Raw genomic sequence first — 11,365 nt, forward strand, 5'->3', positions numbered from 1 at the left:
AGCTGGTGAACTTTCCATTTTTTCTGCATCATAATCTCCTTTCCGCTTGACCCTGATGAAAACGTACTACCGCGATTTTTTAATTCGCAACTGGCAACCTGCCGATCGCCAAGCTGCTGCTGATTTAATTGCTTCTGTTTTAGCTGAATACAACCTGTGTTGTGAGCCAGAAGGAGCGGATCAAGATGTGTTTTATGTAGAAGATTCGTACTGGGCGGTAGGGGGTGAGTTTTGGGTGATTGAGCAAGAAGCTCGGATGGTAGGGACTGCGGGATACTATCCTGTCCTGCGTGGTCGGAATGCGGTGGAGATTCGTAAAATGTACTTGCTTCCTGAAGTCCGGGGGCAGGGGTTGGGACGCTTTCTGTTACAAACTCTGGAGGAACGAATTGCCAGTAAGGGGTTTGAGCAGATCTGGGTGGAAACGGCAAGTGTGCTTCAGGAAGCGGTGCAACTGTATGAGCGGAATGGTTATCAACTCAGTACGGGCGTAGAAACAACCCGGTGCGATCGGATTTATTTAAAGGTTTTGAGCGGGAGCAAGGATGAATGACAGGAATCTCATTTGACCCAAACGTGCCACGTCAGGATGCTCATGACCTCTCCAGGTTTTCCGGTGGGCATAAGACGACTCCAGTTTCCGGCTTCAGCAAAACCCAGGTTATGCAACTGGTGGATTAAGGCTCTTACCCCCTGGGGAGATCCGATCGCCAATATTCGCACGGCTTCCCGTCCGGCTTCAGGTTGAGGAACACGATCTGGCATGGACAAATCGATCGCAACACGAATGGCGGGTGCGTTTAAGGAAATGAATCCTGAAGCGGCTGCGGCGTTTATTCAGACCTATTTGGGAGATTTGCTGCGCGAGTGAGGACTAGGATGAGGGCTTTCAGGGATTTGACTCTGCGATCGCTGGGGGAATCAATAACGGATAAGCTGAGGAATGCAGAACCACCCTCTATCTCGCTGACCCCGATACTCTCTCTATGCCGATTCCCCCTCACTCCTCAACCCGCCGATCGCCTGCTCGCTCTAACCGCAATCCATCTGCTCGTTTGGTGAACCTGAAGGGTGGATTTAACGTTGTGCAACTTGGCTCGATCCACTCCCGCTGGAACGATCTTTATCATTTGTTGCTAACGCTGCCCTGGCTACAATTTCTAGGGTTACTCATTCTGACTTATATCGGATTAAATGGACTGTTTGCCCTGGCATTTTTAGCAGGTGGCCCGAACAGCATCGCCAACGCGCAAGCCGGTTCCTTCAAGGATGCCTTTTTCTTTAGCGTGCAAACAATGGCTTCGATCGGCTACGGAGCAATGTATCCCCAGACCACCTATGCCAACATCATCGTTACCCTGGAAGCAATCGTCGGGGTATTGTGGTTAGCGATGGCAACTGGGTTAATGTTTGCCCGGTTTTCTCGCCCTACTGCCAGAGTTCTATTTAGTCAAGTTGCCGTCATTGCACCCCGTAATGGGATTCCGACCTTGATGTTGCGGGCCGCAAACCAGCGAGGCAACCAAATTTTGGAAGCACAGCTTCGGCTGAGCCTGGTTCGTAACATAATGACGGAAGAAGGTGAATTTATGCGGCGATTTTTCGATCTGGAGTTAGAACGATCGCAAACCCCCATTTTTGCCCTGACCTGGCTAGCCATGCACACCATCAACGATCGCAGCCCACTTTACGGCATCACCCTGGAAGCGTTTGCTGAAATGGAAGCGGAAATTATCGTCACGCTGATTGGTATTGATGAAACCTTCTCTCAATCGATTCATGCCCGACATTCCTACGTGCCATCAGAAATTCTTTGGAATGCTCGTTTTGCAGATATCCTAACGAGAACCCCCGACGGACGACGGGCGGTAGATTACCAGCATTTCCATAAAGCCATTCCTATCTCGCCATCCCACCAGCCACCCAATCCCTCTATTAACGTCTAAAACTAACGTTTGAACCCTCGATCGAACGAACCATTCTCCGCTTACTCCATAGAACTTTCGTGGAGAACTTACGCCATGCTGCGATCGCCCATATCGCCCATTTTTGCCTGCGAAACCTGAGAACGCTGAAGCGACTATCAAGTTATCCATCACTTTATTACGAAATTTGTAACTCTTATGTCATCTTATGTGGAGCCATTTCTGCTAAATGATCTAATCAGGTAAACTAGAAAAGTCTTAAAAAAAGATTAAGCGGAGGATGCCATGAGTCCGATAATGCTAAGGCAGTTTTGGTCGCTGGTTGAGTCAGCACACTCACATATTCCCCTAACTCTGGATGATCAAGGGCTGGAGCAATGGTTACTGCGGCAGGTTCGGTCCGAGCGTAGCCTGAACCGCGATGAGACAAACGTTCTATCTGCCTATATCCAAACGCGGCTGCCCCTGATTCGTGACCTCGCAGAGGAGCATCAGCCTTCTTGTTAAACCTCCGATCGATTGCTGGACGCGGTAAAAAGCTTCAACAGTTTTTCCTGGGCTTGTCTGGCATTGTGAGGACTAAGTATTTGCTCTGATTTCGTTTCTGATTGACTCAACCGATCTGAAGCAGGCAAGATGCATCCTTTTGGTTAGATGCATTGTTCAGCACATTGTCTGCTCCATCGCCTTCCCTCATCTTCATAATGGTGTTATCGCCAACCCGTCAACGAGTCGCTTCATTCGTTGACTTCATTTAATTTAGGGCATTTAATTTAGGGCATTGGCTGGGTGGGATGGGGATGGGTGGGATTGGAATGGGTGATAATATCCCCCGATGCCAATCTTGGTCTAGGGTTCTCACTGCCTCGTTGTCATCCACCAAACGAGGGATTCATTAAAGAAGTTGTAAATTTTGATACAAAAAGAAAGCAGGAAGCGCGAGAAGGTTAAGGGAGCAGAAAGAAGGGCGTTGATAGGGGTACGGGCAACTATCTGAAGATATCTTTCATCTTTATGGAAATATCTAGTTCTAGTTTTTCTAGTTCAGTGACTTCTAATGGCGTGCCCTCCCTACTGGATAACTGTGCCCAATCGTTTACCTGTATTACTGTGAGTCGATCGATTTTGTGGCAGGCGGTGCGACTCCGATGTGTACGCCTGCTTCGTTCGGAGTCTTATGCCCTGGATTGGGTAATGACATTAGATGACATTAGATGACATTAATTTCTTTTAATCGTAAGGAGTGAGTGCAATTACTATGCGAAAGTGGCGTTTTCTGCTGGCAGCATCGCTTTCTGTAGCAGCTTTGACCGCTTGTTCTCCCGCTCCAAGCGGATCTGCTGATGGCTCAGGCGGAACTACTGGCGGCAGTGGAGCGAGCCGCCTGGATACCATAATTTCTCGCGGAACCTTAATTTGCGGGGTTGAAGGAAGTATCCCCGGTTTCAGTTTTGTAGACTCCACGGGAGAATATTCTGGTTTGGATGTCGATGTGTGTCGGGCTGTAGCAGCAGCCGTGCTCGGTGATCCAGATCAGGTGGAATATCGTAACCTGGACTCAACTGAGCGATTTACGGCCGTCGTTGGCGGCGAGGTGGATATGCTCTCGCGGAATACCACCTGGACGGCCAGCCGGGATGCTGCGGGTGGTAATGGCCTGGAGTTTGCGCCAACCACTTTCTTTGATGGTCAGGGTATGATGGTGCGGGCCGATAGCGGCATCACCGACCTGAGCGGATTTGAAGGTCAATCCATCTGCGTGGAAACGGGAACGACAACTGAACTGAACCTGGCAGACCGGATGCGGGAACTGGGGGTGCAGTATGACGAAGTCAAGTTCCAGGACTCCGATGCCACCTATGCTGCCTACGCTGAAGGTCGGTGCGAAGGGGTGACTTCCGATCGCTCCCAATTGGCGGCTCGTCGAACCACGTTGCCGGATCCTGATGCCCACATTTTGCTGGATGTTGTGATGTCGAAGGAACCTCTGGGGCCTGTGACTATCAACAACGACTCTCAGTGGTACGACGTGGTGAAGTGGGTGACCTTTGGCTTGATTCAGGCTGAAGAGTTTGAAATTACGCAGGCAAATGTTCAGCAGCAATTGAACAGCGACAACCCAGAAATTCAGCGGTTCCTGGGAGCTGAAGGGGATCTGGGAACTCAGTTGGGTCTGTCGAATGATTTCATGGTCAGCGTAATCGAAGCCGTCGGTAACTATGGCGAAATCTTCGATCGTAATGTCGGTGAAGGGTCTGAGCTGGGACTGGAACGCGGGCAGAATGAACTCTGGACTCAGGGTGGTTTGATGTATTCCCCACCGTTCCGTTAGTTCACTGGCTGGATTAACTTCTAGATCAACTCACCGGATGATCTGAATCAAACCTTGCTGTAGGGGCAACTGGTTCAACGCTCCTACAGCATTCCAAGTGAAATTAAAATGGCTGGAATGGCTGGAATTCCCCAAGAAGTTATAAATTTATGACTCAGTCTAGCGGTCACGAGAAAATTCCCTTTTGGCGCGACGATCGATTTTGGCGCGTGGCCATCCAAGCTCTGGCGGTTGTTATCGTGATCACCGTGATTACCGCTATGATCGGCAACCTGAATCAGAGCCTACGACAGCAAGGCCGACAGTTTAACTTCTCCTTTTTGTTCAACGTCGCAGGGTTCAACATCGGCGAAAGCATCATTCCCTACACGCCAAGCGATCGCTATTATTGGGCGTTCGTCGTTGGGTTGGTGAATACGCTGCGGCTGATTCTGGTCGGGTTTGTCTTTACGACCGTGCTGGGCGTGATTGCTGGAATTGCGAGCTTCTCAGAGAACTGGCTGGTTAGAAAGCTGAGTCAGACTTACGTGGAACTGGTGCGAAATGTGCCGCTGCTGCTGCAACTTTTTATCTGGTACTTCGGGGTATACTTTACCCTTTCGGCTCCTCAGCAGGGGGGCAACCTGCCGAATTCCTTGCTGGGGCTAGCCTATATCAGTCGTAGGGGCATTGTGATTCCCTGGCCATCCAACACACCGATCGCTTTGATCTCCCTGGTACTACTGATTGCAGCGATCGGGGTAGCCCTTGTGGTGTGGAGATGGCGAATCAAGGTGATGGAGGAACAGGGGGCTTCTGGACAACCGCAACTGATCGCGCTGGGAATTTTGGGAGTGGCGGGATTACTGCTGCTGACGATCGGTTTGGGTTGGCAAGTGCCTCAGTTGAATGAAGCGGGACGGGTGGAGGGCGGTATTAGTCTCTCGCTGGAATACATTGCTGTATTATCGGCTCTGGTGTTCTATACCGGTGCCTTCATTGCTGAAATTGTCCGGGCTGGAATTCAGGCGGTTTCTAAAGGGCAATGGGAAGCGGCAAAAGCATTGGGATTAAAGTCGGGTCTGGTGATGCAGCTTGTCGTATTTCCCCAGGCCCTGCGCGTGATTATTCCTGCCCTCAACAGCCAATACATGAACCTGGCGAAGAACTCCAGTTTGGCTCTGGCGATCGGCTATCCCGATATTTTTTCTTCTGCAACGACGGCTCTCAATCAGTCGGGGCGAGCCGTTGAGGTGATGACCCTGGTGGCAGTCACGTATCTGGTGATTAACCTGATCATTTCTGTTGTGATGAATACCCTCAACCGTACTGTTCAAATTAAAGAACGCTAGTTTCCCATTCTGCCTGTTCTACCGATCTGTTTTATTGCATGAATTTGCGCCTAATGTTTGTATGACAACGACCTTACCGCCTTCCCAATCCAGCGCACCGCCCATTAGTCAGGTCGGGCCGATCGCATGGCTCCGCAAGAATCTGTTTAGTAGCTGGTTCAATGGACTACTCACGATCGCCATTCTGGCGATTCTGCTCAACCTGCTGTTCAGCTTTGCGCAGTGGGCAACTACGGTGGCACAATGGCAGGTGGTTTCAGCCAACTGGCCGCTGTACTTTGCGGGCCGCTATCCCGCTAACCAATACTGGCGGCTGTTCACGGTATTGGGCATTGTTGCAACCCTATCAGGTTTAACCTGGGGGATTTTGGCGAGAAACATCGCTCAGTTATTTAGCCGTCCTGTGTTGATTGGCATGGCGATCGGGGCGGCCATCACCGTACTGCTACCCACACCGCTGCCCTATCGATTGTTGCTGTTAGGTTTGGCGGCCCTGATTCCGGCTGGTGCATGGATTGGGCAAAAGGTTGGGAGAAAGCTGCCCGTTCTGGGAACGTGGATACCGCTGGCCTGGTTTCTCTCCTTCTTTGTCGTGCTGTGGTTGATTGCAGGCGGATTTGGGCTCAGACCGATCTCCACCAGCCTGTGGGGAGGGTTGCTGCTAACAGTACTGATGGCAGTCGTCAGCATTGTGCTGTGTTTTCCCCTGGGGGTGTTCCTGGCTTTGGGACGGCAAAGTCCGCTGCCAGTGGTGCGCTGGTTATCGATTCTCTATATTGAGCTGATTCGCGGTATCCCTCTGATTGCCATTCTGTTTATTGGCCAAAATATGATTCCCTTGTTCTTACCGCAGGGGGTTCGTCCAGACAACATTCTGCGGGGAATCATTGGGTTGACTCTGTTCAGCTCGGCTTATCTGGCAGAGAATGTACGGGGGGGACTCCAGGCAATTCCAAAGGGGCAAACTGAGGCAGCGAACGCGCTAGGGCTCAATCCTTTATTTGTCACGTCGTTAATTGTTTTGCCTCAAGCCCTGAAGATTTCGATTCCAGCGATCGTCGGTCAGTTTATCAGCCTGTTTCAGGACACGACGCTACTGTCGATCGTGGGCATTATTGATCTGCTGGGCATCACCCGATCGATTTTGGCAAACCCACAGTTTATTGGGCGATACTGGGAAGCCTATACGTTTATTGGTGTGATCTACTGGCTATTTTGCTATGCCATGTCTTGGGGAAGCCGTCGATTGGAACGTCAGTTAAATACTGAGCATTAGAGCAGGAAAGAGATCGATCCGAAAGAACTAGATCAGCGTTCTGAGAAGATTGTTATTCAGAAGCAGGCTACCCAAAGTACAACAGGATATGATTGAGTCAATCTGGGAGAACCATAAACAATGACACAGTTTCAAGCAGAACCGTCGAGCGTTGCGCTGTCTGATGTTAGCTCAGAGCCAATGATCATCGCTGAAAATGTTGAGAAGTGGTACGACAATAATTTTCACGTTTTGCGGGGTGTTAGCTTGACGGTCAATCGGGGCGAAGTCGTGGTCGTGATGGGCCCCTCTGGTTCTGGTAAATCAACGTTTATTCGCACCTTTAATGCCCTGGAAAGCTATCAAAAGGGCAATATTGTGATTGATGGGATTCGGCTTTCCCATGATTTAAAAAATATTGAAACGATCCGCCGGGAAGTGGGTATGGTGTTTCAGCAGTTTAATCTGTTTCCCCACTTGACCGTCCTGAAAAATATTACGCTGTCTCCGATCTGGGTGCGCCGCTGGACAAAGGCGAAGGCGGAAGAGGTGGCGATGCAGCTTTTGGAGCGGGTGGGCATTTTGGAGCAAGCCCATAAGTATCCTGGACAGCTTTCGGGGGGGCAGCAGCAGCGGGTGGCGATCGCCCGGGCTCTGGCCATGCAGCCGAAAATCATGCTGTTTGATGAACCGACTTCTGCCCTGGATCCGGAGATGGTGCGGGAGGTGCTGGATGTGATGCGTTCTCTGGCAAAAACCGGAATGACGATGGTGTGTGTCACCCACGAAGTCGGGTTTGCCCGTGAGGTAGCCGATCGGGTGGTGTTAATGGCGGATGGATTGCTGGTGGAGGAGGGTACACCTGAAGAATTCTTTAACAATCCCCAGGAAGACCGCACCAAGAAGTTTCTCTCACAGATTTTGTAGGACGGAGCGATCGCAGTTCAGGCAGACGCGGTTCAAGCAGACGCAGTTTAAGCTGGACGAAACGTATGTAAAATCTCCCTGAGCAGACAGGCACTAAAGGTGGAGGAGAGGTACTGCTGCTCCAGAGCTGCCCTTGCGGACAGGTTAACGAGTAGCCCTCCAACTGGCACACTGCTAAAATCCTGCCCTGGGACAAAACCTTGCTGAATTAACAGGCGGGCTGCTGCCAGAGCGGTTCTGCGCCTAACTTCTACGTAGAAATTTGGCTCATAGTTGTGCAGGGCCCACTGAAAGGTTTCTGAGTCGGCATCGGCCAGGTAGTGTAAGGCGGAAACGAGAACGTTCGTCAAGTTTTCACGGGTCAGGTAAAGTCTGGCTTCTTGCCTGAAATCCCGAATTACATAGGGGTTTTGCGTTTGTAAGACGCTGACCGTCCAACTGACGTAAAGTTCAAAATCTTCGATGTTGTAATCATTCATGGGCAATTGACACAATTTTGTCCCCATGCGACTGAGGGATACCACCTTCCAAGATAAAAGGAAAAAATGTAGAAAGTGTGAGCTTTCGCAGAAGGGACTGATTGAATGTGCGTCAAATCTACCCAACAGTTGAATTCAGGGATTCAATCACTGGTTCACTATTTTGCTGCTTTGACTGGGCGGGCAGGATACCCACCCCACAAGAGAAGAACTTCAGGTAATTGATTGGGCAGGCAGGATGCCCACCCCACAAGAAAAGAACTTCAGGTGATTGACTGGGCGGGCAGGATACCCACCCCACAGGAATTTCAGGTTGGTAAGTTTCCCTTCTTGATCATGCTGCAATCTGCTGGGGGGCGGCTGGATGGGAGCAACTCGATTCAACCGTTTTGGCGGCTAAAAATGAGCTGAGGTTATTCAACATATAGTTGCTTTCACTCAACGATCGCGCTGCCCCCGCCTGGAAGGATTCACGAGTCTTCTCAAACTCTGCAATCAAGGCTGCCCGATCGCCTTTTTTGAGTAAGTCTGCCAGATGGGCGTAGGTTTCCACCAACCGTTCGATCGCCTCACATCGTTCTGGAGAAGCCAGCAAAATATCGACGTACAGGGAGGCTTCTTGAGCAACTAAACGGCTGATGGTGTTGATTTCTGAGCGGTAAAGCGGGCTGGAAAACTCAAAACTGCGCTCAATGTCTACGCCTTCTCTGGCATAGAAAGTTCCCAAACTAAAGTTAGAAAAGAAGCGAATGGCCTGAACCGCGACCATCATCGTATCGTGTTCTTCCGGTGAACAGGTGATCAGCGTTCCGCCATCCTGCTCAATCAGATCCAGCACCCATTGACATTGCCAGAGATTGCGTCCAGGGCAAACCACCACCTTCTGACCCAACAACGAGGTTCCACCCGGCCAAACATGGGATGTAGCCCTACGACTGGCCCCGCATGGCACTCCATCATCGTTTGCATGATCTCAGTTTTAGTACTGGCAATGTCCGCCAGAATCGTTCCAGAAGAGAGATAGGGAGCGATGCGCCGAATCACAGCAACGGTCGCCTTCAGTGGAACCGCTATCAGTACCAGATCAGCCTGCCCCAGTAACGTATCTGCTTGTTCCCAGCCGTCGTACTCCAGGATACTGACCGCATGTCCTGCTGCCGTGAGCCGATCGACAAAGAACCGTCCCATTGCACCCCGACCTCCCACCACCGTAATCCGACGGCGATCGGTTGCCGTTTGGGAGGACACTGAAGGGGATTTCGCCAGAGTGGCCATGCAGTTGACTAACAGCGTTTTCCAGGCCAATTCAGAAACATTGGCATTTGCTAATAACGGGCGAACCTCATTGAGTTGCTGATCGAGGGAGGGCGGCGCCTCAGTTGCCTGCAAAAGGGCATTTCGTTCACGTAACAGTTGAATTAAGTCTCGATCGAGTTGCTGAAGCGTTTTGGGTACAGTCATAGTCTACGCAAAGGTGTCAGAGAAGGGTGAATACGGTGCCGAGTTGTGGAGTAAATGACCGCAGGGACAGATGAATGGGAAATAACGACTGTACAGGATGGGTTTGAAGGGGGCTTACAACGAACTTATAGCGAACTTAACAACGAACTTAACAACGAATTTAACAACGAACTCAAAAACCAATCAGCGCAGTTATGCGTTAGAGATTACCGCGTAGGGCTTGTTCTCGTTCTAAGGCCATGAATAGGGACTTAAAGTTTCCAGCTCCAAATCCGCGGGAACCGTGCCGTTCGATAATCTCGAAGAATAGCGTAGGGCGATCGCCAACGGGCTTAGTGAACAATTGCAGTAAGTATCCATCCTGATCACGGTCAACGAGAATGCCTAAATCTGCCAACTTTTCAACGGGTACGTCAATTTCGTTCACCCAGCTTTCTAAGTTCTCGTAATAGGTTTTAGGAATCGGGAGGAACTCCACGCCAGATTGCTTTAAGTGCAGTACGGTTTGCACAATATTACTGGTAGATAAACCAATATGTTGAATACCTGGGCCGTAGTGGGCTTCTAAATATTCATCGATTTGAGACTTGCGTAAGCCATCTGCTGGTTCATTAATGTTGACAATGGTTTTACCGCCATTCTGTAATACTTTTGACATCAGAGCGGAATACTCCGTGGAAATTGTCTGATCGTCAAAATGCATTCGCAAGTCGAACCCCATTGTTTGCATAAAGAACTGAGTCCACAGATCCATCGCACCGCGCTCAACGTTCCCCACGACGTGATCAATTTCAGTCAGCCCTGCACCCGATCGCCCAGAGGCAGGACATGCAACAAAGCCGGGGGCAAAGGCTCCAGAGTAGTGCTGTCGCTCAACAAACTTAATCAAGACATCACCGAAAGCTCGAATTGCAGCATATCGGAATGTGCCAAATTCATCACTTTGAGTGGTCGGAGGAATCACTGCCACAGCCCCTCGATTCACTACACATTGGTAAGCGATCGCAACATCGGGTACAGCCATTGCAACAACGGCGATCGTATCTCCGTGCTGGGCAACGCTTTGGGCGATCGGGTGCGCAGCACTCATGGCTGAACTCAACACGAAGCGGATGTTTGCCTGTTCCAGGACGTAGGATGCGGTTTTGCGATCGCCCGTTTCCAGACCTCGGTAGGCTGTATTCTCAAATCCAAAACACCTGGAATAGTAAAAAGCAGACTGCTTCGCATTTCCGACAAAGAACTCCAGGTGATCGATGCCTAGGATTGGGAAAACTTGATTTGACATAGCTTATCCAGTGATTGCCGTTGTAGGGTGATGACGGAATAAAGATTACTAATACTGAGAGACTTCAGTAAATATGCCGAGCGAATCTAGCTATCAATCTAGACTAAATTTCAGGGGGCATACAGGGGTCAAACCAAGTCTTTACACAAACCAAGAATTGAGGGGAATTGATTAAAGATTCAAACAACTCCTGAGCCATAAACCCGTTGAACTAGAGAAATAATTCAGGACGAATACAGGGCTAAAGCATACTATTTCAGGTGTTACAGGAATTTACGGCTCTGTTCTGTGTAGCTGTGATGAAGCAGTGAAGCTGATTATGAAAACATAATGATTCAGTGAAAATTTAGCAAACTTGCCCTGAATT

At 50.1% G+C, this 11,365-nt stretch carries 12 protein-coding genes; 7 read left to right on the top strand and 5 right to left on the bottom strand.

Annotation, left to right across the window (positions count from 1 at the left end; translation table 11 throughout):
* The first annotated feature begins 55 nt into the window (after positions 1-55).
* Complete coding sequence (locus ACM1PF_RS14110; protein WP_416675570.1) at positions 56-553, top strand: GNAT family N-acetyltransferase; 498 nt, start codon at positions 56-58, stop codon at positions 551-553.
* 8 nt (positions 554-561) lie between these two features.
* Here ACM1PF_RS14110 and ACM1PF_RS14115 read toward each other — a convergent pair whose 3' ends face one another.
* Positions 562-765 carry a hypothetical protein gene (locus tag ACM1PF_RS14115; RefSeq protein ID WP_416675573.1) on the bottom strand — a complete coding sequence of 68 codons (204 nt, stop codon included), beginning with the start codon at positions 763-765 and terminating at the stop codon, positions 562-564.
* Positions 766-986: 221 nt separating this feature from the next.
* Here ACM1PF_RS14115 and ACM1PF_RS14120 point away from each other — a divergent pair, with 221 nt between their 5' ends.
* The 6 genes from ACM1PF_RS14120 to ACM1PF_RS14145 all read left to right on the top strand — a co-directional run bounded on the left by ACM1PF_RS14120 (position 987) and on the right by ACM1PF_RS14145 (position 7,770).
* Positions 987-1,946 (top strand): ion channel, encoded by a 960-nt coding sequence (locus ACM1PF_RS14120; protein ID WP_416675575.1) that lies wholly within the window; start codon positions 987-989, stop codon positions 1,944-1,946.
* A 264-nt stretch (positions 1,947-2,210) separates the two neighbouring features.
* Positions 2,211-2,432: a hypothetical protein gene (locus ACM1PF_RS14125; protein WP_416675577.1), complete on the top strand. Its 222-nt coding sequence runs from the start codon at positions 2,211-2,213 to the stop codon at positions 2,430-2,432.
* A gap of 751 nt (positions 2,433-3,183) precedes the next feature.
* A complete protein-coding gene (locus ACM1PF_RS14130; protein WP_416675580.1) occupies positions 3,184-4,257 on the top strand; it encodes an amino acid ABC transporter substrate-binding protein in 1,074 nt (357 codons plus the stop codon).
* A 149-nt stretch (positions 4,258-4,406) separates the two neighbouring features.
* Positions 4,407-5,588 carry an amino acid ABC transporter permease gene (locus tag ACM1PF_RS14135; RefSeq protein ID WP_416675581.1) on the top strand — a complete coding sequence of 394 codons (1,182 nt, stop codon included), beginning with the start codon at positions 4,407-4,409 and terminating at the stop codon, positions 5,586-5,588.
* 61 nt (positions 5,589-5,649) lie between these two features.
* Complete coding sequence (locus ACM1PF_RS14140) at positions 5,650-6,864, top strand: amino acid ABC transporter permease (RefSeq protein ID WP_416675584.1); 1,215 nt, start codon at positions 5,650-5,652, stop codon at positions 6,862-6,864.
* 120 nt (positions 6,865-6,984) lie between these two features.
* Positions 6,985-7,770 carry an amino acid ABC transporter ATP-binding protein gene (locus tag ACM1PF_RS14145; protein WP_416675587.1) on the top strand — a complete coding sequence of 262 codons (786 nt, stop codon included), beginning with the start codon at positions 6,985-6,987 and terminating at the stop codon, positions 7,768-7,770.
* A 47-nt stretch (positions 7,771-7,817) separates the two neighbouring features.
* On the opposite strand, the gene ACM1PF_RS14150 is transcribed toward ACM1PF_RS14145, so the two are convergent.
* From ACM1PF_RS14150 to hppD, 4 genes are all read right to left on the bottom strand, one after another.
* Positions 7,818-8,249, bottom strand: a complete 432-nt coding sequence (locus tag ACM1PF_RS14150; RefSeq protein ID WP_416675590.1) for a hypothetical protein — start codon at positions 8,247-8,249, stop codon at positions 7,818-7,820.
* Between the two features lie 334 nt (positions 8,250-8,583).
* Positions 8,584-9,087: a prephenate dehydrogenase dimerization domain-containing protein gene (locus ACM1PF_RS14155; protein ID WP_416675592.1), complete on the bottom strand. Its 504-nt coding sequence runs from the start codon at positions 9,085-9,087 to the stop codon at positions 8,584-8,586.
* Positions 9,075-9,710 (bottom strand): prephenate dehydrogenase/arogenate dehydrogenase family protein, encoded by a 636-nt coding sequence (locus ACM1PF_RS14160; RefSeq protein WP_416675595.1) that lies wholly within the window; start codon positions 9,708-9,710, stop codon positions 9,075-9,077. Before ACM1PF_RS14160 ends, ACM1PF_RS14155 begins: the two co-directional genes overlap by 13 nt.
* A gap of 199 nt (positions 9,711-9,909) precedes the next feature.
* Positions 9,910-10,998, bottom strand: a complete 1,089-nt coding sequence (hppD, locus tag ACM1PF_RS14165; protein WP_416675597.1) for a 4-hydroxyphenylpyruvate dioxygenase — start codon at positions 10,996-10,998, stop codon at positions 9,910-9,912.
* Positions 10,999-11,365 lie beyond the last annotated feature (367 nt).

It is taken from the genome of Egbenema bharatensis FJBBOT/2019, from assembly GCF_048077055.1.
GTDB classification, from domain to species: Bacteria; Cyanobacteriota; Cyanobacteriia; order Elainellales; family Elainellaceae; genus Egbenema; species Egbenema bharatensis.

Bases quoted from the DNA above. Each gene is read 5' to 3' on its own strand.
- ACM1PF_RS14150 (WP_416675590.1), bottom strand. From the start codon at position 8,249: ATGAATGATTACAACATCGAAGATTTTGAACTTTACGTCAGTTGGACG.
- ACM1PF_RS14125 (WP_416675577.1), top strand. From the start codon at position 2,211: ATGAGTCCGATAATGCTAAGGCAGTTTTGGTCGCTGGTTGAGTCAGCA.
- ACM1PF_RS14145 (WP_416675587.1), top strand. From the start codon at position 6,985: ATGACACAGTTTCAAGCAGAACCGTCGAGCGTTGCGCTGTCTGATGTT.
- ACM1PF_RS14160 (WP_416675595.1), bottom strand. From the start codon at position 9,710: ATGACTGTACCCAAAACGCTTCAGCAACTCGATCGAGACTTAATTCAA.
- ACM1PF_RS14115 (WP_416675573.1), bottom strand. From the start codon at position 765: ATGCCAGATCGTGTTCCTCAACCTGAAGCCGGACGGGAAGCCGTGCGA.
- ACM1PF_RS14135 (WP_416675581.1), top strand. From the start codon at position 4,407: ATGACTCAGTCTAGCGGTCACGAGAAAATTCCCTTTTGGCGCGACGAT.
- ACM1PF_RS14140 (WP_416675584.1), top strand. From the start codon at position 5,650: ATGACAACGACCTTACCGCCTTCCCAATCCAGCGCACCGCCCATTAGT.
- hppD (WP_416675597.1), bottom strand. From the start codon at position 10,998: ATGTCAAATCAAGTTTTCCCAATCCTAGGCATCGATCACCTGGAGTTC.
- ACM1PF_RS14120 (WP_416675575.1), top strand. From the start codon at position 987: ATGCCGATTCCCCCTCACTCCTCAACCCGCCGATCGCCTGCTCGCTCT.
- ACM1PF_RS14110 (WP_416675570.1), top strand. From the start codon at position 56: ATGAAAACGTACTACCGCGATTTTTTAATTCGCAACTGGCAACCTGCC.
- ACM1PF_RS14130 (WP_416675580.1), top strand. From the start codon at position 3,184: ATGCGAAAGTGGCGTTTTCTGCTGGCAGCATCGCTTTCTGTAGCAGCT.